At 45.9% G+C, this 23,994-nt stretch carries 14 protein-coding genes; 4 read left to right on the top strand and 10 right to left on the bottom strand.

Annotation, left to right across the window (positions count from 1 at the left end):
• Positions 1-533: 533 nt before the first annotated feature.
• The gene (gene yfbV / locus AACX68_RS17465) at positions 534-989 is read right to left on the bottom strand and encodes a terminus macrodomain insulation protein YfbV (protein ID WP_099121147.1); all 456 of its coding nucleotides are present in this window, start codon (positions 987-989) and stop codon (positions 534-536) included.
• 264 nt (positions 990-1,253) lie between these two features.
• On the opposite strand from yfbV, the gene ackA reads away from it, so the two are divergent.
• Both ackA and pta read left to right on the top strand, forming a co-directional pair.
• Positions 1,254-2,456 carry an acetate kinase gene (ackA, locus tag AACX68_RS17460; RefSeq protein ID WP_099108396.1) on the top strand — a complete coding sequence of 401 codons (1,203 nt, stop codon included), beginning with the start codon at positions 1,254-1,256 and terminating at the stop codon, positions 2,454-2,456.
• Between the two features lie 76 nt (positions 2,457-2,532).
• Complete coding sequence (gene pta, locus AACX68_RS17455; RefSeq protein ID WP_228859959.1) at positions 2,533-4,677, top strand: phosphate acetyltransferase; 2,145 nt, start codon at positions 2,533-2,535, stop codon at positions 4,675-4,677.
• A 53-nt stretch (positions 4,678-4,730) separates the two neighbouring features.
• On the opposite strand, the gene AACX68_RS17450 is transcribed toward pta, so the two are convergent.
• Positions 4,731-4,865 (bottom strand): hypothetical protein, encoded by a 135-nt coding sequence (locus AACX68_RS17450; RefSeq protein ID WP_255705643.1) that lies wholly within the window; start codon positions 4,863-4,865, stop codon positions 4,731-4,733.
• Positions 4,866-5,086: 221 nt separating this feature from the next.
• On the opposite strand from AACX68_RS17450, the gene AACX68_RS17445 reads away from it, so the two are divergent.
• On the top strand, positions 5,087-12,508 hold the full coding sequence (locus AACX68_RS17445) for an amino acid adenylation domain-containing protein (RefSeq protein ID WP_228859958.1): 7,422 nt from the start codon (positions 5,087-5,089) through the stop codon (positions 12,506-12,508).
• 181 nt (positions 12,509-12,689) lie between these two features.
• Here AACX68_RS17445 and AACX68_RS17440 read toward each other — a convergent pair whose 3' ends face one another.
• Positions 12,690-13,316: a beta/gamma crystallin domain-containing protein gene (locus AACX68_RS17440; protein ID WP_228859957.1), complete on the bottom strand. Its 627-nt coding sequence runs from the start codon at positions 13,314-13,316 to the stop codon at positions 12,690-12,692.
• A gap of 349 nt (positions 13,317-13,665) precedes the next feature.
• Positions 13,666-15,069, bottom strand: a complete 1,404-nt coding sequence (locus AACX68_RS17435) for an MFS transporter (protein ID WP_228859956.1) — start codon at positions 15,067-15,069, stop codon at positions 13,666-13,668.
• A 163-nt stretch (positions 15,070-15,232) separates the two neighbouring features.
• Here AACX68_RS17435 and AACX68_RS17430 point away from each other — a divergent pair, with 163 nt between their 5' ends.
• The gene (locus AACX68_RS17430; protein ID WP_228859955.1) at positions 15,233-15,898 is read left to right on the top strand and encodes an ArsR/SmtB family transcription factor; all 666 of its coding nucleotides are present in this window, start codon (positions 15,233-15,235) and stop codon (positions 15,896-15,898) included.
• Between the two features lie 134 nt (positions 15,899-16,032).
• Here the strand turns inward: AACX68_RS17430 and AACX68_RS17425 are convergent, their stop codons facing one another.
• From AACX68_RS17425 to AACX68_RS17400, 6 genes are all read right to left on the bottom strand, one after another.
• Positions 16,033-17,457, bottom strand: coding sequence for an amino acid permease (locus tag AACX68_RS17425; RefSeq protein ID WP_228859954.1), 1,425 nt, complete (start codon positions 17,455-17,457; stop codon positions 16,033-16,035).
• Between the two features lie 49 nt (positions 17,458-17,506).
• Positions 17,507-18,481, bottom strand: a complete 975-nt coding sequence (gene astE, locus AACX68_RS17420) for a succinylglutamate desuccinylase (protein WP_228859953.1) — start codon at positions 18,479-18,481, stop codon at positions 17,507-17,509.
• 12 nt (positions 18,482-18,493) lie between these two features.
• Positions 18,494-19,837: an N-succinylarginine dihydrolase gene (gene astB / locus AACX68_RS17415; RefSeq protein WP_228859952.1), complete on the bottom strand. Its 1,344-nt coding sequence runs from the start codon at positions 19,835-19,837 to the stop codon at positions 18,494-18,496.
• 84 nt (positions 19,838-19,921) lie between these two features.
• A complete protein-coding gene (astD, locus tag AACX68_RS17410) occupies positions 19,922-21,400 on the bottom strand; it encodes a succinylglutamate-semialdehyde dehydrogenase (RefSeq protein WP_228859951.1) in 1,479 nt (492 codons plus the stop codon).
• Complete coding sequence (gene astA / locus AACX68_RS17405; RefSeq protein ID WP_228859950.1) at positions 21,397-22,443, bottom strand: arginine N-succinyltransferase; 1,047 nt, start codon at positions 22,441-22,443, stop codon at positions 21,397-21,399. The genes astD and astA overlap by 4 nt, the downstream gene beginning before the upstream one ends.
• Positions 22,444-22,465: 22 nt before the next feature.
• Entirely contained in the window at positions 22,466-23,677 is a 1,212-nt protein-coding gene (locus tag AACX68_RS17400; protein WP_228859949.1) for an aspartate aminotransferase family protein, read from the bottom strand.
• Between the last annotated feature and the right edge of the window lie 317 nt (positions 23,678-23,994).

Below are 23,994 nucleotides of genomic sequence, written 5' to 3'. Positions count from 1 at the left end.
TCCCCTGACAGTAACAAAACAACATTTCTTTATTTAAATACTCAAACGAAAATAATTTAAAGAAATCAAATTACCATTAAAAAACAAAATAAAAAACACCCAATAAATTAAATTAAAACTCTTACAAAAGATAATTAATATATATTACAAAATATCACGATACATAATAAACCCTTTAACAAAATAGCAATAATTATAGATAAACTCGATAATAAATATTTATTCAGCGACATCAATATTTATCCCTTAAAAAAGATTAAATGTCCCTTAGCCTTTTATTGTAAGCTCTATTATCCTCTATAGATTTCGAACTGCCCTCCAAAAAAGACAACTTAAAAAACGGCAGGTGTAGGAAGTTAAATAATGAAAGAGCATAATAAATGCCAGCTTATCAATAAAAGCTCAGAGATACATCGGGATAAGATAGATTTTTCTGGCTATGAAAAACCTATCTAAAAAACCGTATTAAATTTATTGGATGGGAAATTTATCAGTCAACCGATACAAAAACTGTCAGAATACACACTGACAGTTTAAATATCATCAAGAAATGAGTTATCCAACTGTTTGAACGCACGTTTCAGCAGTTCAGCCAGGGATAAATACGTTGGCGTGTTTTCGACTGGCATCATCGCGATCCCTGCTTCGGCAAATTTTTCACGAATTTCGTAAAACCATTTCAGCAAACTTTCCGGTAAAGGAGTCGCCGCACGTTTTCCCAGCCACCAAAGCCCCTGCAATGGCAGGCTACAGGCAAACAGAGCGGTTGCGATAGATGGTCCTAACTGCCCGCCCAGTGCGATTTGCCATGTCAGGGTAAAAATCGCCAATGGGGGCATAAAACGGATGCCAAAACGGGTCGCTTTAATGATGCGATTTTCAGGAAACACAGGAGCAAGCTGTTTTTCCAGTGGCCACGTCTTCAGATATTGTTGCCCCAGCTGGACTTTTTTGAACCAACCGTGGTTGGCAGGTGGCATCGTATTCATCATGACCTCAATCAATTAAAGGTATAGTTTTTAAAAAATACCTACAAAAGATAAAATCTTTTTTGTAGTATTAATAGCATTAAGTATATTTTGTCTTTAATGCTGGCAAACGGTATCCTACACAGACTTTTGTGTGGTTGCAGCAACAAAACAGAAAACCCGCCTGTTTTCGCAACACTTTGGTTCCGTTTGTTAATAAATTGCTTCTTTTTTTAACATTTTTCTTATTTAAGATTAGATCACAACAAGATAATAGGTAATTCCATGTCAAGTAAGCTGGTACTGGTTCTTAACTGCGGTAGCTCCTCTCTGAAATTCGCTATCATCGATCCTGCTAATGGTGAAGAATATCTTTCTGGTTTGGCTGAGTGTTTCGGTCTGCCTGAAGCTCGTATCAAATGGAAAATTGATGGCGCGAAAAACGAAGCTGCTTTAGGTGCCGGCGCAGCACACAGTGAAGCGCTGAACTTCATTGTTAATACTATTCTGTCTGAAAAGCCAGAACTTTCTGCACAAATTTCAGCCATCGGTCATCGTATCGTTCACGGCGGTGAAAAATTCACTTCGTCTGTCATCATCACTGATGAAGTTATCGAAGGCATCGAAGCTGCGATCCCATTCGCACCATTACACAACCCTGCACACCTGATCGGTATCGCTGAAGCGAAAAAAGCATTCCCTCATCTGGTTGAGAAAAACATTGCCGTATTCGATACTGCTTTCCACCAGACTATGCCTGAAGAAGCTTACCTGTACGCTCTGCCATACAACCTGTATAAAGAGCACGGAATCCGTCGTTACGGCGCACACGGTACCAGCCACTTCTTCGTTTCCCGTGAAGCAGCAAAAATGCTGAACAAGCCAGCAGAAGAACTGAATACCATCATTTGCCATCTGGGCAACGGTGGTTCTGTTTCTGCGATTGTTAACGGTCAGTGTGTTGACACTTCAATGGGTCTGACTCCACTGGAAGGTCTGGTAATGGGTACTCGTAGTGGTGACATCGATCCAGCTATCGTATTCCATCTGCACGACGCTATGGGCATGAGCATTGACCAGATCAACACTCTGCTGACCAAAGAGTCTGGCTTACTGGGCCTGACTGAAGTGACCAGCGACTGCCGTTACGTTGAAGACAACTACGAAACCAAAGCTGACGCTAAGCGTGCAATGGATGTTTACTGCCATCGTCTGGCTAAATACATTGGTGCTTACAGCGCACTGATGGAAGGCCGTCTGGATGCAATCGTATTTACCGGCGGTATCGGTGAGAACTCTGCACTGGTTCGTGAACTGACCCTGAAGAAAATTGCTCTGCTGGGCTTCGAGTACGATCACGATCGCAACCTCGCAGCACGTTTCGGTAAAGACGGTGTGATCACAACTGATAACAGCCGTCCTGCTCTGGTGATCCCAACCAATGAAGAATTGGTGATCGCTCAGGATTCAGCTCGCCTGACTGCATAAGTAATAGATTTCCGGTAGCCGCCAGCCATGCTGGCGGTTATTGCTTGAATGACCAGCAACCGTTAAAGAGGTTTCCGTGTCCCGTACAATTATGTTGATCCCTACTGGCACCAGCGTTGGTTTAACCAGTGTCAGCCTGGGTGTAATCCGCTCCATGGAGCAAAAAGGCGTTCGCCTGAGTGTCTTCAAACCTATCGCCCAGCCACGTAACAGCGGCTCCCAAGACAGAACCACAACGATCATCCGCTCCCACTCCAGTATTCACGCTGCTGAACCGCTGGCTATGGCTCATGTAGAATCCCTGCTGGCCACGAATAAAAAAGATGTGTTGATGGAAGAAATCGTGGCTAACTACCACGCTAACACCAAAAACGCTGAAGTGGTTTTGATCGAAGGTCTGGTTCCGACCCGCAAACATCCGTTTGCCCAGTCTCTGAACTATGAAATTGCCAAAACACTGAATGCAGAAATCGTGTTCGTTACTGCACTGGGTACTCACACTCCAGAGCAATTAAAAGAGCAGATTGAACTGAGCCGTGCAGAATACGGCGGCAGCAAGAACAACAACATCATCGGTGTTATTGTCAATAAGCTGAATGCACCGGTTGATGACCAAGGTCGTACTCGTCCGGATCTGTCTGAAATCTTTGATGAAGCAACAAAAGCAACTATTGCCAATATCGATCAGGCAACCGTATTCAAAAACAGCCCGCTGCCAATTCTCGGCTGCATCCCATGGAGTTTCGATCTGATCGCAACCCGTGCGATTGACATGGCAAAACACCTGAAAGCTGAGATCGTTAACGAAGGCGCTATCCAGACCCGTCGTATCAAATCTGTGACTTTCTGTGCTCGCAGCATCCCTAACATGCTGGAGTACTTCCGTCCGGGTTCCCTGCTGGTCACTTCCGCAGACCGTCCTGACGTTCTGATCACTGCTTGTCTGGCAGCGATGAACGGCATTGAAGTTGGCGCAGTTCTGCTGACCGGCGGCTACAAAATTGATGATTCTATTCGTGAACTGTGTGAGCGTGCATTCAATACTGGCCTGCCAGTTTTCACCGTGAACACGAACACCTGGCAGACTTCCCTGAACCTGCAAAGCTTCAGTCTGGAAGTTCCTGCTGATGATCACGAGCGTATTGAGAAACTGCAAAACTATGTTGCGCAGCATATCAGCAACGAATGGATCGATTCTCTGGCAGCCACTTCTGAACGTCCGAACCGCCTGTCACCACCAGCATTCCGCTACCAGTTGACTGAACTGGCACGTCAGGCTGGCAAACGTGTTGTTCTGCCAGAAGGTGATGAGCCACGTACCGTTAAAGCTGCGGCTATCTGTGCTGAACGTGGCATTGCGGAATGTGTTCTGCTGGGTGATCCAGAAGAAATCCGCCGTGTTGCAGCGGCTCAGGGTGTTGAACTGGGTGCAGGTATTGAAATCGTTAACCCGGCAACTGTACGTGAACGTTATGTTCCACGTCTGGTTGAACTGCGTAAAAATAAAGGCATGACTGAAGTTGTGGCTCGCGAGCAACTGGAAGACAACGTTGTTCTCGGCACTATGATGCTGGAACAAAACGAAGTTGATGGTCTGGTTTCCGGTGCAGTTCATACAACAGCAAACACCATCCGTCCGCCATTGCAGTTAATCAAAACCGCGCCAAACAGCTCTCTGGTTTCATCCGTGTTCTTTATGCTGCTGCCAGAACAAGTACTGGTTTACGGTGACTGTGCGATCAACCCGGATCCAACCGCAGAGCAACTGTCTGAAATCGCCATTCAGTCCGCAGACTCTGCAAAAGCATTTGGTATCGATCCTCGCGTTGCTATGATCTCCTACTCCACCGGTAACTCTGGTGCAGGCAGTGATGTTGAGAAAGTTCGCGAAGCAACCCGTCTGGCGCAGGAAAAACGCCCTGATCTGATCATCGACGGTCCATTGCAGTACGATGCGGCTATCATGGCAGACGTAGCGAAATCCAAAGCACCAAACTCACCAGTTGCTGGTCAGGCTACCGTGTTCATCTTCCCGGATCTGAACACCGGTAACACCACTTATAAAGCGGTACAGCGCTCTGCGGATCTGGTCTCTATCGGGCCAATGCTGCAAGGTATGCGTAAACCAGTTAACGACCTGTCCCGTGGCGCACTGGTTGATGACATCGTTTATACTGTTGCTCTGACGGCTATTCAGGCTACTCAGCAAGAAAACGCGTAATTTCCTGCCGCGTTATTCTTATCTGAACAATCCCGGCAATTTGCCGGGATTGTTTATAAAATCACAGCTACACATCCCCCTTCCAGTTTGCCATTATCCTGTTTCAGATAATGATCATTGTCGATTAGCCATTTCACAACGCACATTTCATACCCACAAACCCTGTTCACATACGTTCTGGCGCTCACTTAATCACCATAAAAAAAATTTGCATAGATATAGTTTTGTTGATTTATTATTTCTGCCAGTCACAACGCTTTTGAGCACAAATCATCTCATCAGGGATCGGATTTTTCTGACATCTTTGATTTGTCTGTAAAGGCAAAAGGAAATAACGCTAACCATATAAAAATAAAGTGAAAATTTTAGTTTCAAAAACTATTTTGAATTGCTATTAGGAGAAATAGGTATGTCATACAATCACAACCGTACCTCTGAAAGTTCCTTAGCCATTACAAGTTCCGATCTGATTTCCTATCCTCTCAGCTCACCACAGCAGGCTATCTGGTTCGATCAAGTCAGCCAACCAGATCAATCCAACTACAATGTTGGTATTTTTATCTGTATTGAAGGCGTTCTGGACGAAACCCAGTTTATTCACGCCTTTGAAACGGTTGTTGAGCAGTATGATGCCCTACGTTTACAGCTCACCAATACCCATACTCTTCCGGTTCAGACAGTGGCTGATCATTGCCCTGTATCCGTCCCTATCTATGATTTTTCATCGCATTCAGATGCAGAAACCAAAGCAAGGCAATATCTCGATACCCGATTTATGCAACCGTTTCACTTAAATGAAACGCTCTGGCATTCCGAATTATTCAAAGTGAGTCATACACGTCGATACTGGCAGTTTTGCTGTCACCACATAATCATTGATGGGATTGGAGCGTTCATACTACTTGAGGAGGTTATTGATCGTTATAACCGGCTAATGAAGGGAGAACCTCTGAACAAAGTTGCCCCTTCTTACCTTGATTTTATTACAGATGATCTGGCTTATCTGGCCTCACCAAACTACACGGATGACCTGCAATTCTGGCTGGAACGCTATGAAAATCCGCCATCTCCTTTGCTCCACCCGATGAAATCCAATCGCACGATGCAGTATGGAATGCAGCACAGTCAAACTGAACCTATTTTCTGGTCAATTGACCAGACACTTTTTAACCGTATCAAAAACATTGCCACCGAACAGAAATCGTCCTTCTTGTACATTATACATTCCGCTCTGGTGTGCTATTTTGCCCGGACAACGGATGTGAATGAAATCGTCATCGGGATGCCTATACACAACCGCAAAAATATCCGACAAAAACACACCATCGGGCTTTTTGCATCCGTGCTCCCGATAAAAGTGACCATTTCTCCTGAAGATACGTTCCATGACATTATGAACAAAACAGCCGCGGAGGTGAAAAGTTGCTATAAACATCACCGTTTCCCGATTGCAGATCTTAACCGGCACATTCATATTCAACAGAAAACAGAAATAACTCAATTATTCGATATCACCCTGTCACTCGAACCGTTTGAAGCCAATCTACATCTGGAAAGAGAGGACACCCGCGTTACCTGTGTTAATACACAAAATAGAAATCCTTACCCCCTTTCCGTCAGAATCAAGCAATTTATAGATACTGCGGCTCCCGAAGATACTTTTCAGTCTGCCACCATTGAGTTCAAATACTCTGGTGAATATCTGACTGCCACGGAAGTGACGGCTCTCCGCTCCCGTCTTGCTGTCCTGCTTGATGCAGCCCTGACTTCACCGGATACGCCGATAATCAATCTGCCTATTTTGCCCGAAGAAGAGCGACAAAAGGTGTTGGTGGACTTCAATGCCACACAGGCCGATTTCCCGCAAACCGCTCTTATCCAAACGCTCTTTGAACAACAGGTCATACTGGCACCGGAGGCGATTGCTGTCGTCGGCGAAACACAGACGTTCAGCTATAACGAACTGAATCAACGCGCCAATCAACTGGCACATGCTCTGATTGCCTTGGGGGTTCAACCTGATGATCGGGTCGCCGTGTGTATCGAGCGCAGTCCGGCCTTCATCGTCTGCCTGTTGGGTATCCTGAAAGCTGGGGGGGCTTATGTGCCCCTTGATCCGGCTTATCCGACCGAACGGTTGGCGGATATACTGGACGATGCCGTTCCGGTCGTGTTACTGACTCAGGCCGCGCAGCACGACAAACTGCCTGATACCGTGCCTGTATACACACTGGACGCTTCCGGAACTTTAGAGGCGGCCCCGGAACTGCCAACCCATAACCCGAATGCTCAGGCATGGGGGCTGACCTCACGCCATCTGGCTTACGTGATTTACACGTCCGGTTCAACGGGACAACCAAAAGGAGTTATGGTTGAACACCGCAATGTGAATCATTTGGTGATCAACAGTAGTTATGCGGATATCGGAGCGGATGACTGTGTGGCACATTGCGCTAATATTGCGTTTGATGCCTCAACGTGGGAAATCTGGGCGCCTCTGCTCAATGGCGGGCGTCTGTATGTGATTGCCCAATCCGTGCTGCTCAACCCCGAGCATTTCCGTGACACCTTGATCTGCGGGAAAGTCACGGCCCTGTGGTTAACGAGCGGCTTGTTCAATGCTTATCGGGAAACGCTGATGCCGCTGTTCGGGCAACTGCGCTATCTGCTGGTCGGCGGGGATGTCCTCGATCCGGGCAAAATACAGCGGGTGCAATTGGCTGAGTGCCGGCCTGCTCATCTGATTAACGGCTACGGCCCGACAGAAACCACCACTTTTGCAACCACCTATGCGATAACATCGCCTGTTGATGTTGTATGTCCCATTCCGATTGGTAGCCCCATCGCCAACACTCAGATCTATATTCTTGATTCACATAGGCGACTGGTGCCGCTGGGGGTAACCGGTGAAATTTATATTGGCGGTGCCGGAGTGGCACGGGGTTATCTGAACCGCCCTGATCTGACCGCCGAGAATTTCCTGCCCGACCCGTTCTCCACTGAACCGAATGACCGACTGTACAAAACCGGCGACCTCGGGCGCTGGCTGCCGGATGGCAATATTGACTACCTTGGCCGCAATGATTTTCAGGTGAAACTGCGGGGTTTCCGCATTGAACCGGGAGAAATCGAAGCCAGCTTGATGCGATGCGAGGGAGTACGTGAGGCTGTTGTTATGCTTCGCGACAATGCCAGTGACGATAATGAAAGCTCCCAGAAACAACTGGTGGCTTACCTGCTGGCGCAGGACGGCGCTGAGCTAATTCCGGCGGAACTGTATGCGCAACTATCCCAACGCCTTGCCGATTATATGCTGCCCGGTGCGTTTATTATCTTACAGTCTTTCCCGCTGACCCCTAACGGCAAACTTGACCGTCGGGCGCTTCCCGTCCCTGACCCCGCCTCGATAATCACGCGTGATTATGTTGCGCCGGTGGGTGAGGTAGAAACTACACTGGCTGGCATCTGGCAGGATTTATTGGGGCTGGAACGGGTCGGTCGTCACGATCATTTCTTTGGACTGGGCGGCCATTCGCTGATTGCCGTCAGCCTGATTGAACAACTGCGCAGCCAAGGGTATGCATTGGACGTACGCAGTATCTTTACTGCACCATTACTTATGGATATGGCGCAGGCAATACAGGTGCGACGAGGAACGTCGGACAATCTTATTCCCCCCAATGGCATTCCTGACGGTTGCACAGCAATAACACCCGATATGTTGCCACTGGTGACGCTATCACAAAACGAAATTGATACCATTGTTGCCACTGTCACCGGCGGTGCGGCTAATGTGCAGGATATTTACCCGCTTTCCCCATTACAGGCCGGTATCCTGTTCCATCACCAGATGCAGGAAAACGGCGATGCGTATGTGTTAAGCAGCTTGCTGGCCTTTGATTCCGGTGAACGGCGGGAGGCTTTCCTTCAGGCCCTGCAACAAGTGATAGACCGCCATGATATCCTGCGGACTGCTTTCTGCTGGCAGGAATTGACCCAACCCGTTCAGGTGGTCTGGCGACAGGCCAGCCTGAAAATAAATACTTTTACTGCTCCGGATAACGAACAGGATGTTTCATCTCAGTTACTGGCACATACCGATCCACACCAGCGGTGCCTCAATCTGAATCAGGCACCGCTTTTCTCTGCCGATATTGCTTATAATCCCCATAAGAACGAGTGGCTGCTGTCCCTGTGCTTCCACCATCTGGTCAGCGATCATACTACGCTAGGATTGATTATTACGGAAATCAGGGAATTACTGTCCGCTCATGGCAAAGAGCACCATCCCCTAACATTACCTCCCGCCCTGCCTTACCGTAATTTTATCGCTCAGATCCGCACTGTGCCGATTGAAAAACATCGGGACTATTTCCACCAGCTTCTGGGAGATGTGGACGAACCAACTCTGCCCTTTAACTTACGCAATGTGCGGGGAAATCATGAAGGACTCAATAAGATAGAGGAAGCCAGACTGATACTGGGTGATCAATTAACGCATCAGCTACGTGACTGCACCCGTCAACAGGGTGTCAGTACTGCCGTTCTGTTCCATATCGCATGGGCACTGGTTCTTGCGCAATGCAGCGGACGGGAAGATGTTATTTTCGGTACCGTTTTATTAGGGCGTTCATTACAAGGTGCGGGTGCTTCTCAGGTTCTTGGTATGTTTATTAACACGCTGCCAGTGCGCATTATGTTGCAGGAACGCACTGTACAAAAAGTGGTACAGGAGACTCACCTGCAACTCAGCAAATTGCTGGAACATGAACAGACTCCGCTGACGATTGCTCAGCATTGCAGTAGTATTCAGGCACCCCAACCCCTTTTCAACAGTCTGCTTAACTTCCGTCATAGCACACGTAGCAATCAACTAGCCGAGTCGCCGGTATGGGAAGGTATTCAGATACTCAACAGTGAAGAACGTAGTAATTACCCGCTGTCATTGGATGTGGATGATTTCGAAGATGGTTTTGCGTTAACCGCACAATGCAATCACCAGATTAATCCGGCACGCATTAACGCTTATATGAATACTGCGTTGAAAACACTGGTAACAACATTGCAAAATATGCCGCAACAGAATATTCAATCCCTCAGTATTCTGCCACCGGCAGAACGCAGTCAGTTATTGGAAGAATTTAACAGTGCCAGAATTGACTGCCCACAGGATATGTTACTCCAACAGTTGTTTGAACAGCAGGCGACCCTCACACCGGATGTCATCGCACTGATTCACGCAGAGCCAATGAATCGAGAAGTTCAGCTCACCTACCGCGAACTGAACCAAAAAGCCAACCAGCTGGCTCATACCCTGATTGATGCCGGTGTACGACCGGATGATCGTGTCGTGATTTGTGTCGAACGTGGTATCGATATGGTAATTGGCTTGCTCGGTATTTTGAAAGCCGGCGCGGGTTATGTACCGCTGGATACGAATTACCCGACCGAGCTTCTGAACTATATTCTGTCAGACTGTACACCGACGTTATTACTGACCCAACAACACCTAAAAACTCGTTTATCTGCCGATATACCGATATGGGTGCTGGATGATAACAACCATACCGAATGTATGGCGCAACAACCGACACATAATCCGGATTCGCAGCAACTGGGGCTGGCACCACACCATCTGGCTTATATTATCTATACTTCCGGCTCCACCGGTCAGCCAAAAGGCGTGATGATTGAACATCACAATGTGGTTAATTTCATACACGTTCAACGCCAGATCAATGAACTAACACCAGCTGACCGCGTACTCCAGTTTACCTCCGTTGCATTCGACACCAGCGTATCAGATATCTTCGCCACACTCGCCACCGGCGCAACCTTAGTGATGCGCCCGTCAGAACTGCGTGTTCCGGATAATACTTTTGCCCGATTCCTGCAACAGCAGCAAATCACAGTCGCTGATTTACCTACGGCATTCTGGCATCTGTGGGTACAGGAAATGGTCGCCGGACGTTGTGGCTTCAGCCCGTCTCTGCGGCTGGTGATTGTGGGTGGTGAAAAAGCTGAACTACGCCACCTGATGATCTGGCAGACATTGCCGGAAACCCAGTCATGCCACTGGATTAACTCTTACGGCCCGACGGAAACGACTGTTATTGCCACCGTACTGAAAGTTGATCGTCCTTCTGCTTATACCGGAGAAACCCTGCCGATTGGTTATCCCATTGCCAATACGCAAATTTATATTCTGGATAATCATGGTAAACCCGTCCCAATGGGTGTTATGGGAGAACTCTATATCGGTGGAAGCGGAGTTGCCCGTGGTTACCTGAATCGCCCTGAACTGACCGCAGAGCGTTTTTTGCCTGATCCGTTTTCAACAGAAACCAAAGCCCGACTGTATAAAACCGGCGATTTAGGGCGCTGGTTACCCGATGGCAACATTGAATATCTGGGACGCAATGATTTTCAGATTAAACTACGTGGTTTTCGCATCGAACCGGGGGAAATTGAGGCTAAACTGACTCGCTATCCCGGAGTACGAGAGGCAGTTGTGGTCGCCCGTGAAGACCAGCACGGCGATAAACGCCTTGTAGCTTATTTGATTCCCGAACAGGGGATAGCTGAACCGGAGGTAAAACTGATACCTGCTGATCTCCGCCAGCAACTCTCCCAAGAGCTTGCCGATTATATGCTCCCCAGTGCGTTTGTTATCCTTGATGCCTTTCCGCTAACCGTCAATGGCAAACTAAATCTTCAGGCATTACCCGCACCGGATCAGACAGCCGTTATAACCCACAATTACGAAGCACCGATGGATGCTCTGGAAACTACACTGGCTGAAATCTGGCAGACATTACTGGGTTTAGATCGTGTTGGTCGCTATGACAATTTTTTCGAACTGGGTGGTCACTCACTCAATGCAACACAGCTACTAGCACGTATGCATCAACAAGGCATGGAAATTCCTCTGACCACATTGTTTACTTGCCCGACATTGTGTGAACTGGCAATCGCCGTGCGTAAACAGACGATTACCCCTGCGTTCTCCCGCAATATCAATCCAGTCCCGCTAAGCCCTGAGGGAAGTTTGCCACCACTGTTTTTTGTACACGAACTTACTGGCAACCCGCTGGTTTATTCATCTCTGGCTGCCCTGCTTCCTCCTGAATTACCCATTTATGCGCTACAGGCGCTTGGTATTCATACACTCGCCGAACCACCGATATCTATTAACGCTCTGGCGGCCTGTCATATACAGGCTATTCGGCACGTACAGACTCACGGCCCTTATCGTCTTGCCGGATGGTCTCTGGGAGGCGTAATCGCCTATGAAATAGCCATGCAATTAATGCATGATGGTGAGGAAGTCACATTTTTGGGCATGATTGATTCGGGAAACATCAGTCGATATTCCACCCTGCCTGATAAATTAATGAATACGACACAACAACGTATCAACAGGATTATCAAATATCTGCAAATATCCATACCGGAGATTAATGATCATACGCTGGAAGTGCTTTATCAGTTTAATGATGTTGAACAGATCGTTAATCATTGTATAGACTGCCAATGGTTACCTGCCTATTACACACGTGAAAATCTCTTCCTGCATATTGGTACGATTGAGTTTCTGGATCAACTGAGCACAGATTATATTCCACAGGCGTCAGAGTTACCGATCCATCTTTATAAAGCGGAAAACTTTATTATTGATGGAGATGAATGGCACGGCTGGCAGGGCGTTGTGGCAAACTCTTCCACACTCCATCCTATCGGTGGCACACACTATTCGATTATGCGACAACCCCTGATTAACCAACTAGCCGACTCTGTCAGTAGAATTCTGGTGCCTCGGAAACCGCAATAAAAGTACTCAAGTCACATAACTAACGATGCAGTTATGTGACTTGGAAATTGACTTATTTATTATCAGGGATGTATACATTTCATCTTACAGGTTGCCTCTTTGTTGGCTACATGCCTTGAAATCCATTGTGTATATATTTCAAATACATCCCCTTGATTTTTACTAGTGAATTGCTTTTATTTTACTGATTAACAGGAAGGTTTTCCAGGATAAAATTAAACCGATAATTATCTTCTTTTTCAAATTTCATATAAAGAGGCTTGGTTTCATTATAAGTGATAATATCAATGTCAGTTCCATTATATTTAAAATAAACCGCACCTTGAGTGACTGGAATATTATTCTGATCAAAAACAACAACAGAGGTAATATACATCTGACCATCTTTGGGAATTAGACCAACAACTTCATAATCTCCGCCTGAAAGACAATCTACAGGATCAGGAATTGTATAAGTCCTAATGTTAGCCCTAAACACTTGATTAATACCTGATTTGTTAATTAATTTTATAGCCAGTAAATCACGGTTTACCGGAGAGACTATAAATTTTGATAACCCTTCGATATCACTGATATCTGGCTGGCTTGTATCCCACTCACGGTAAATTTGCCCAGATTGGCTATCACTGCCATGCCTCCAGGCAAACACAATAGAATTTGTTCCTACTTCAACAGAAAGAAATTTATCATTTAATGGTGTACCAATCAAATTTACTTCTTTACTATTTTCTGGATATTCATACGAACTTCCACTATAATTTTTTCCAGTATAAAAAATAACACCATTACTTAATGTTTTCTTTAGCATTTTCATTTCCCTTAAGGTTCATTGTGAGATAAACCTAAAGGTTAAACAGATTGATTTTATATATCAAGCCAATGAAGCCTCTTATATTAAACTAGAAATATTAAAAAAACATCCATTCCATTTTTTCACCGAGTGTGATTAACAAATAAATATACCAACAAGTAAAACACCTGTACCAATAATAGTTACTCTATTTTAAAAAAATTAAAACATAAAAATTAAAATAATCCCTACCTTCTTTTAATTTCAGTTTTATTGACGGAGTGTATTATTTATAAATTAGCCTAATAAAAATGCTGACAAAAAGGCACTAATCACCAATATAAGTGACCAGCGCCTGATTAATTTCTCATCCAATACGCACACGACGCACAACAAACACAGCCAGTATCGGAGCTATCGCAAAGACCGCAAACAGCCACACAGCGGCACTTTGAGCGCCGGCTAAACCACCCGGTTCAGAGAATCCGGCAATGTTTGCCACAATACCAGCAAGTGCGGAGCCGATTGCTGTCGCATACAATTGCACGGTTGTGATCGAGGTCGATGCCAGATCTTCCTGACCGACAGGCGCGCTCGTAAATACCTGTGTGAGCATATGCGGCCAGGCAGCGCCAATGCCAATACCAACCGCAGCAAGTGCAATACACATCAATATAATGCCGAAAGCCGGGCTGAACAGATATTGCGATGGCATGATGATTGCCAGCATGATAAGCGCAATTACAACAAGAATGGGGCCATGCCGAACCAACATCTGTGCAGTATGTGAGCTACGCCCGGAACTGAACAACGAACCAAGCGTCCAGCCTGCCGCCATCAATGCAGTCGCATAACCCGCTATTAATGGGCGATAACCATGAATGACCTGCAAAAAATAAGGTACAAATATCTCAGTTGTCATACCGATAACAAGCAGGCTCATGCAGGCATAGATGGCGCCAAGAGGAGCACGAATATCATAAGCACCTGTCGGCAACAGTTTAATTTTAGATTTACGATCAAAGCGGGCAATCAATCCCACAATCGCAAGACCAATAACGACACCGGCCATATTGATAAAAACTAACTTTGACAGACTTGCCATCGAAATAATAAGCACTGAGACCCCAAGTAGCAGGATCTTGCCAATTGCAGCCCGTTCTGTCTGCACCGCAGATTTTTGATAAATCGCCAACTGAACAAGCACAATCACAGCAAGTACAGCAGCAACGGGTAAAAGAGCAATAAATGCGAGACGCCATGTATCCCCGTTCGCAAAAATCCCACCAATAGCCGGGCCACAAAGTGTTGCAATGCCCCACATACCAGATACCATCGCCATCGCTCGGGGCCATAATCGTTCATCAAATACAATACGAATGAGTGCGTAACTGAGGGCAAACAAAATCCCGCCACCAAAACCCTGTATAAAACGCCCAACAAGCATCCACTGCATATCTGTTGCTGCTGCGCATATCAGCGTTCCTGCACAAAAAACGACAAGCGCCACAAGATAAGCAGCACGAGGTCCGAAACGACTCAGCACGTTTTTAGACAGTGGCGCACCGATAATTGATGCGACCATGAACAGAGTCGTATTCCATGCATAATACTCAAGCCCGCCAATATCCCGAACAACAGATGGCAGGATTGTTGTAGCAATATAGATATTGATTGCATGTAATGCGACACCGCCTGCGAGTGCAATTGAGATCAGGCCGTTGCGGCCGGAAAGTAGTTCCCCCCAAGAAGGGACAATATTAGAACTCATAAATTACCTCATCAGTTTTATACATGAAATTGCTTGTTTTGCGATCAAAGACATTAAACTATCATTCCAACAATTAATGGATCAATGGTGAAGATGAATTAATTATGCTATTTATATTGCACATCTCGATATTCGAACTTTTTGTTATCTGAAACGGTTGCTTATGAAAACAGTTGATCCTACTGCTCATGCTATTAATGAAATGGCTGATTTTGCTAAAACGCTCGGGCACTCACATCGACTGACCCTGCTTGAAGCCATATTTAGGCGTGAAAGTTCAGTGGAATATTTAGCAGAAATATCCGGGTTATCCATTACCAATACTTCACAGCATTTACAGCAATTGCGACGTGCCGGATTCGTCCAGACCCGTCGTGAAGGCAAGCATGTTCTGTACAGAATTGGCGATGGTCCGGTAGCGAATATACTGGTTGCTCTGCGGGACTACCTTGCCTATCAACAAACTGAGATCCAGCGTGTCGTTTCTGACAGTATTCGTTATCCGGAGCACTTCGAAGGTATTTCTATTGAAGAATTGCTCAGCAGACAAGAAGAAGGTGTACTATTGCTGGATGTCCGCTCAGAAGAAGATTACGCCGCAGGGCATATTCCAGGTGCTATTAACATACCGACAGAAACCCTTGAACGCCACCTCGATGAGTTACCACGTAATCAGGATATTCTCGCTTACTGTGGCGGGCGATACTGCGTGCTCTCTGTTCAGGCTGTTACATTACTGCGGTCGGAAGGATTTAAAGCGCTGCGAGTCGGAGAAGGTTTTCCGGGATGGCGGGCAGCAGGTTTACGAGTGGAAGCGTTAGAACGCTGACTTTACCTTATATTCCGGCCAGATGATTCGGTGGAAAAAGCCATCTGGCTGGCTATTAAACATAAGATAATGCCGAGCGCTATAAATAGCATTTAAACAGATCTTTTGGCTCAATAAATCCTCAACATTATCAATTAATCAACTACATCTATAACCCTTCTTTGCTGCTGCCGTTTTTTCCGCATACGCCATAAAACCTCAAGGATAACAAACCAGATTGGTGTGCCATACAAGGCAATACGTGTATCGTAATCAAAGATCATGATAACCACGGTAAAAGCGAAAAATATCAGAGTGCACCATGTCATAGGAATGCCCATCGGCATTTTATAGATGGACTTCTCATGTAAATCAGGGCGTTTTTTACGGTAAGCCAGATAAGCAAGCAATATCATACACCAGCTATAAACAACCATGATGGCGGCTACAGTAGAAACAATGGTAAATAACTTCATCACATCGGGAACGATAAACAACAGAAGTACACCACTTGCCATGCAAACAACAGAAAATATCAGGCTGAAAACAGGAATTGCACTATTGACTGAAAGCCGCCCGAACCAACCATGAGCCAATTTTTCAGTAGACAGGCCATATAACATACGGGTGCAGGCATATAATCCGCTGTTTGCTGAAGACATTGCCGATGTCAGTGCCACAAAATTAATCACTGCGGCGGCAGCCGGTAATCCTGCCAGTGCAAATAGCGTAACGAACGGGCTGACTTCCGGAGAGATGTGAGGCCATGAAGTCACAGCAATAATACACATCATGGAAAATACATAAAAAATAATAACGCGGATGGGAATACTGTTGATGGATTTCGGTAAAATCTTCTCCGGCTCTTTCGTCTCAGCGGTAACAGTACCCACTAGTTCAATACCAGTAAAAGAGAAAATCGCAATCTGAAAACCGGCCAGAAAACCAAATACGCCATTGGGCAGAAAAACCTCCGGATTCGTCAGATGGCGAACAGAAGCCGTGACGCCATTTGGTGATATCCAGCCAATAGCAACCATACCCACACCAACAATAATCAGTGCAACTATCGCCACAACCTTAATCATGGCAAACCAGAATTCCGTCTCACCGAACAGCCTGACTGAAAAAAAGTTACATAAACACATTAATCCAAGAATGAACAACGCAGTAAACCAGAGGGAAATATCAGGAAACCAATACTGAATATAGCCACCACAGACCACGACATCCGCAATACAACTCACTACCCAGCTCATCCAGTATGTCCAGCCCAGAAAATAACTGGCTTTTTCCCCTAGATAATCAGCAACAAAATCAGCAAACGTACGATAATCCAACTTGGAGAGCAGCAACTCTCCCATCGCCCGCATAACCATAAAGGCAAAAAAGCCGATCAGCAGATAAGTCAGAATAATAGAAGTTCCTGATACAGCTATAGTCTTCCCTGTTCCCATGAATAGACCAGTCCCGATGGCACCGCCAATGGCAATCAACTGGACATGACGTTTTCCTAATCCACGGTGAAGTTTCTGCGCACCTGCGGATTGCTCCGCAGGTGTTTTTACCGTATTCGTCATCAGTAACCTCCACAGTTGTCTTTTTATTATATGAGTAGATATGAATTGATCAGGTTAATTGCTCCAATAACAGGCCTGCCCTCAGACCAATGGCAACGTTAGCGTTAGGAAATAAAATAAAGTTTGCCGGAGAAGTAATTTTCCAGGATTTATTTTCCTGACTGGCAATTTCAAAACCATCCGGCAGGGCCGTGAAGTTTTTTGTATCTTGCGGAATATGAAGCCGGAAACTACTGTCCTGTTTGATAATGGAATCGACTGCCCGGTAACGTTTTATTTCCGGTTTTTGCCGCTTCACAGAAAATACGCCAGCAATCAGCTTCTGTAATGCTGTTGTAATATTGCTGAATTTAGCCAGATCGTTCTGCCCGAAAGAATAGACTTTGCCAATTTCCATCGTACAACTGTCTACATTGAAATACTGGCTGGTAAATTGGCTGAACGTTCCGCCTTCACTTTTATGAAAAACCATTGCATCAATATCACTGCCTTCCAGCCATTGTAGAAGGTCAGGCGAATATTCACGCTGCTGGAAAGGCAGCAAGGCAAATTGTTCATGGCATGAACCACGAATTGCTGTATGCAGGTCAAGATGCCAGCGGCGTGTTGATGCCATAACCGCAGGCTCTTGAAAAAATCGCTGTATCACAGATTCCAGCTCAACTGCCCGTTGAGTCTCATTTCCGGAAGGAAAATTCTGATACCTGCCACCAAACATGCGATTGAGATCGTTATGGATATAGCGCTTACTTTCACGCATGGCAGGCAAATTGCCGAAAATGAGCAGCAGGTTATGCTGCAACGACAGACTCCCCTGCACCAGTTGTGTTAATAACTGGAGCAGTATTTCAATCGGGGCCGTTTCATTACCATGAATTCCTGCGGAAATAATCAGCGTATCGCTTTTACTCTCTTGTGGGATCAGCTGTAATACACCATCTGCCAGCCATTTAGCGGTTAATGTAGACGGGAAACTCAGTGTATTTTCAAGCTTCTTTTCAAGTAATGGGGAAAGTAAATCCATCAATCCTCCTGATTAGCGCTGAAATTCATAGATTGAACCGAGTCTGAGGATCTGGGTTAATTCATCCAGAGCCGAACAGACTTCGGTCAACAACTGTGGATCGGCCAGATCAGCGGTATATAAAGAATCTCGATAATGGCGCTCAACCCAGTCAGTTAAGCTCAGATACAGATCCGGTGTCATAATCACTGCCGGATTAACCGCCGCCAGTTCTTTTTCTTGCATCGCCACCCGAAGACGCAGGCAGGCAGGCCCACCGCCATTACGCATACTTTCGCGCAAATCAAAGAAATGGAGTTGACTGATAGGGCTCTCACCCGTCGCAACCAGAGACTGTAGATAGGATGATACGTTGGTATTCTGTCGGCACTCTTCCGGTAAAATCAGCGCCATCCCCCCCTCAGGCAGGCTTAATAACTGGCTGTTGAAAAGATAAGAACTGACTGCATCCTGCATGGATACCTTTGATGCAGGCACCTCAACAGGGATCAGTTTTTGCCCGAGGTGCGCCAGCTTTTCCTCAATTTCAGCCAAGACTGACTGCTGATTTAAAAATGCTTGCTCATGATAAAAGAATACATTCCTGTTGCTGACCGCAATGACATCGTTATGGAAAACGCCGCTATCAATGGCGATAGGGTTTTGTTGAGCAAAAACAGTTTGCCTTTCATCTAACTGATGTAAGCGTGCAATGGCTTCACTCGCTTCCAGTGTCTGGCGGGCGGGATAACGCTCTGGTACAGGCCCTGCCCGGAAAGCACTGCGGCCATATACAAATAGCTGCACACCCGCTTCATCATATTCACCACAAAAACGGTTATGGTTTGCCGCGCCTTCATCTCCCCAGTCAGCATGTTGAGGCAATGGTGCATGGTGAACAAAGTAATTCGGATCTGAAAAAACCGCTTTTAACGCCCGGGATGTCGTCACACTCTCCAGTGAACGATGGAGTTTGTTATTTAAGTTTGCCACTGTGAAATGGACACGCTGGTCAGCACTGTCAGCAGAAGGAGATACCGTGGCTGCGTTAGCTGTCCACATGGAAGAGGCTGAACTGAGATTGGATAACAGCAATGGGGAGTATTTTGCCGCTTTATTCAGCACCTGTGCATCATTTCCCGTAAACCCTAGCTGCCGTAAAGCAGATAAATCAGGCCGCTGTTGTGGAGGTAAAACCCCCTGCACTAATCCCATATCTGACAGCGCTTTCATCTTTGTTAACCCTTGTAAGGCTGCCTTACGAGGATTGGATTGCTGCCCGCGATGATTTATCGAGGCTTCATTGCCCATTGATAACCCGGCATAATGGTGGGTCATACCCACTAAACCATCAAAATTTGCTTCAATTCCCGACATAGTGACCTCTGTTCTCCCTGCTGTCCTTAGAAAACCAGCTGGTCTTTGGAAGCCGGCTGGTCAGAAAAAAGCTAACTGAAAAAATTAAGAGCGGAAAAAATCAAGCCCGGGGACGAATGTGTCTGGCAGAGACAGTTTGTCTGTCACCAAAGATGCCATTGGCCATGCACAATAATCAGCAGCATAGTAAGCACTGGGGCAATGATTGCCTGATGCTCCAATCCCACCAAAAGGTGCTTTACTGGAAGCGCCGGTCAGTGGTTTGTTCCAGTTCACAATCCCGGCTCTTGCTTCTTCTTGCAGCCGAAGGAAAAGGTTTTCATCAGGTGAAATCAACCCTGTCGCCAGACCAAAACGGGTACCATTAGCGATGGAAATAGCTTCTTCAAAGGTGTCATAACGCTGTAAGGTCAGCAGAGGGCCGAAATACTCTTCATCAGGAACCTGACTAACGCCTGTCAGTTCAATAATGCCGGGAGTCATAAAGGTTGAATGCGGATCCGGTTGTGTGAGTGTCAGCAGGGCCTTGCCGCCCAGTGCCAGCAACCCTGATTGAGCATTCAGCAGACTTTCTGCCGCAGCCAAAGAGATCACACCACCCATAAAAGGCTGAGGTTCAGCATCCCAGCGGGACGGGACTATCTGACGAGCCGCTTCAGTCAGCCGCTGAATCAGGGCATCGCCCTTCTCACCCTGTTTTACCAACAACCGGCGGGCACAAGTACAGCGCTGCCCCGCAGAAATAAAAGCAGACTGGATAATGGTATAAACTGCCGCATCAAGATCATCATAATCGTCGACAATCAGGGCATTATTTCCCCCCATCTCCAGTGCCAGCATTTTTTCCGGCTGACCAGCCAACAGACGGTGGAAATGAAAACCGGTTGTTGCACTGCCCGTAAACAGTACTCCGTCGATTTCCCGACAATCCAGTAACGCACCACCGGTTTCCCTGCCCCCCTGAACGAGGTTCAATACCCCCGCAGGTAATCCGGCTTTTATCCATAACTCCACGGTTTTTTCTGCTGTGATCGGCGTTAATTCACTTGGCTTAAAGATTAATGTGTTACCGGCAATCAAAGCGGGAACAATATGGCCGTTAGGTAAATGGCCGGGGAAATTATAAGGACCAAAGACTGCCATCACGCCGTGAGGACGATGTTGTAATATTGCCTTTCCATCCGGCATGGCGGTTTCTGAATAACCTGTCCGTTGCTGCCATGCCTCAATGGAAATAGCAACTTTACCAATCATAGACTGAACTTCTGTCCGGGTTTCCCACAATGGTTTGCTGGTTTCTTCACTTATCACTCGGGCAATTGTTTCTTTTTTCTTTGCCAGTAAATCAGCGAATGCCTGAACAATGGCAATACGTTTTTCAACTGCCAGCTTTGCCCAGTCTGAAAATGCCCTGCGTGCTGCCAGACCAGCCTCTTCCACTTGCTTAACAGAAGCACTGCGGGCCTGCCACAGAATTTGCTGATCAATAGGCGAATGTTTAACTACCTGTACACCCTGCCCGGTTACCCACTTACCATCAATGTAATTTGCCTGATCACTCATTGTGAAGTTTCCTCGGAAAAAAGAGCAGCACAGCGAACTAAATCCCCTTCCTCTACCTGAAGTGCTTCCATTTCTGCGCCAGTCAGGCACAGTTCATCACTATCAATAGCGTCAGGGATATTCAGCAGCAACGCTTTAAAATCCTGAAAATGTAGGTTAGAAACAATGCATAGCCTGCCATCACTCTGTCTGGAGGCATTCTCTTTTCTTTTAACAGACACCAGCCGGCTGGCTTTTACGGTTCGCACATCATCGATTTCAGCCTGCAAAATAGCGCCGGCATCAAAAATATCGACCATACCGTGGTAGGAAAAACCTTCTTTTTCCAGAATGGCGCGGGCCGGCACTGTATTCTCATGTACCTGCCCGATAGCCCGCTGTGCCTCTTCCGGCAACAGCGGCACATAAATCGGATGGAACGGCATGAGTTCAGCAATAAATGTTTTGGTGCCAATGCCTGTCAGATAATCAGCCTGAGCAAACGGGACGTTGAAAAAGTGTTGCCCAAGTGCATTCCAGAATGGCGATTCACCCTGTTCATTAACTACTCCGCGCATTTCCGCAAAAATAGTTTTCGGAAAAAGATGGCGAAACGCTGAAATAAATAAAAAGCGGCTTCTGGAAAGGAAAATACCATTGCGCCCACCATGATAAGCCGGGTCAAGGAACAGGGTGCACAGCTCACTGTATCCGGTGTGATCCTGCCCTACAATCAAGGTCTCAAACGAATTATAAATTCCTAATTCACGGGATGAGCGCACCGATTTCTGAACACGGTAATTGTAGAAAGGCTCCTCCAGCCCAACCGCAACCTCCAGCGCACTCACCCCAACAACCCGATGCTTTTCCGTGTCTTCCAGAGTAAACAAGAATCCCTGTTGTGAACGCTCGCGCCCATCGTGGAATGAATCAATGCTGCGTGAAATCCGGGCTGCCAGGTATTCCTGATTATTTGGCAACGACGTCAAACCCACTCCAGCGCGAGACGAGAGATCGAGGATATCCCCCAAATCTTTATGTTGAACGGATCTAAATAGCATCATGATATCACCTCAAAAACTGCGTTTATTCCTGAACAAATCGCTTGAGGGCATTTTCAAGCCGGACAAAACCGTCGTTGATATCCTGTGATTCAATATTTAATGCCGGAGCAAAACGCAGTACATTCGGCCCTGCAATCAGAGCGATTAACCCTTCTTCCGCAGCAAGATTGGTTAATGTTTTCGCTTTACCCTGATATTTGTTCGCCAGCTCTGCCCCCAGCAATAACCCTTTACCACGTATTTCACTAAACACTTGGTAACGCTGGTTCAAATCTGTCATATGCCGGATGAATTCCTGATGGCGCTCCTGCACACCTGCCAGAAAATCCTTCTGGTTCACTATGCTCAGCACTTTATGGGCAACTGCGCTTGCCAGCGGGTTACCACCGAATGTTGTGCCATGTGAACCCGGCTGGAATACTTCTGCAACATGCTGTTTAACCAGCATCGCTCCGATTGGGAACCCACCGCCCAACCCTTTTGCACTGGTCAGTATATCCGGCTCAATTCCGGTTTCTTCATAGGCATACAGATACCCCGTGCGGCCAATTCCGGTCTGTATTTCGTCATAAATCAGCAACGCCTGATATTGATCACACAGTTCTCTTAAGGCCTTCAGAAAATCTGGCGTTGCAGGGATCACACCACCTTCGCCAATAATGGGTTCAACAATGACGGCACAGGTTTTGTCAGAAATATGTGCTTTAATGGCTTCAATATCGTTATAAGGGAGATGAGTGATTTGTTGTGGAAGAGGAGCAAAATCTTGTGAATATTTAGGTTGCCCACCTACTGTCACTGTAAATAATGTTCTTCCGTGAAAAGAGTTTTCAAATGAGATAATTTCGCTTTTATGGCTGCCATGTTTATCTAAAGCATATTTTCTGGCAATTTTCAGTGCAGCTTCATTTGCTTCAGCGCCGGAGTTACAGAAAAAAACCTTATCAGAAAAGGTATTCTCGACTAAATCTTTTGCCAGTTTTAAGACCGGTTCATTGGTGTAACCATTACCAATATGCCAGAGGTTTTCCATTTGATTGCTTAATGTTTCTTTTAATTCATTATTAGCATGTCCTAATGCGTTAACAGCAATACCTCCAGCAAAATCAACGTATTCTTTTTCATCCTGATCCCATACTCTGGAGCCTTTAGCTCTGACAGGAATAAATGGAGCTGGTGCGAAACAAGGAACCATATACTGTTCAAACCAATTTCTCTGAATTTCTTTCGTCATTTGTTTTACCTCGAATAATTAACAAGAAAGGTGGTAATAGGCGTGTATTTAAAGAGTCTTTAAAATTAATGGATATACTCATATTTTCCATTAATTATTTCTATTAATTTTTAGTTTTATTCATTCACTGAATCAATGTTTTTCTGAAACTTAAAATTAATCTTTCAACACCTTTCATTGCCAGACCTGATTAACAATTAATCGCATCATCTCTTTGATTTTTAACAAAGTCAACACAACATAATCACAATGAATTTACTTTTTTGATGTTTTTCACAATTTATAAAAATGATTTTTTATTCAGTTTATGCATAAAC

Origin of the sequence: Xenorhabdus sp. PB61.4, assembly GCF_963894935.1 — a bacterium.
GTDB lineage: Bacteria > Pseudomonadota > Gammaproteobacteria > Enterobacterales > Enterobacteriaceae > Xenorhabdus > Xenorhabdus stockiae.
This window is presented reverse-complemented; position numbering and strand designations above follow the sequence as displayed.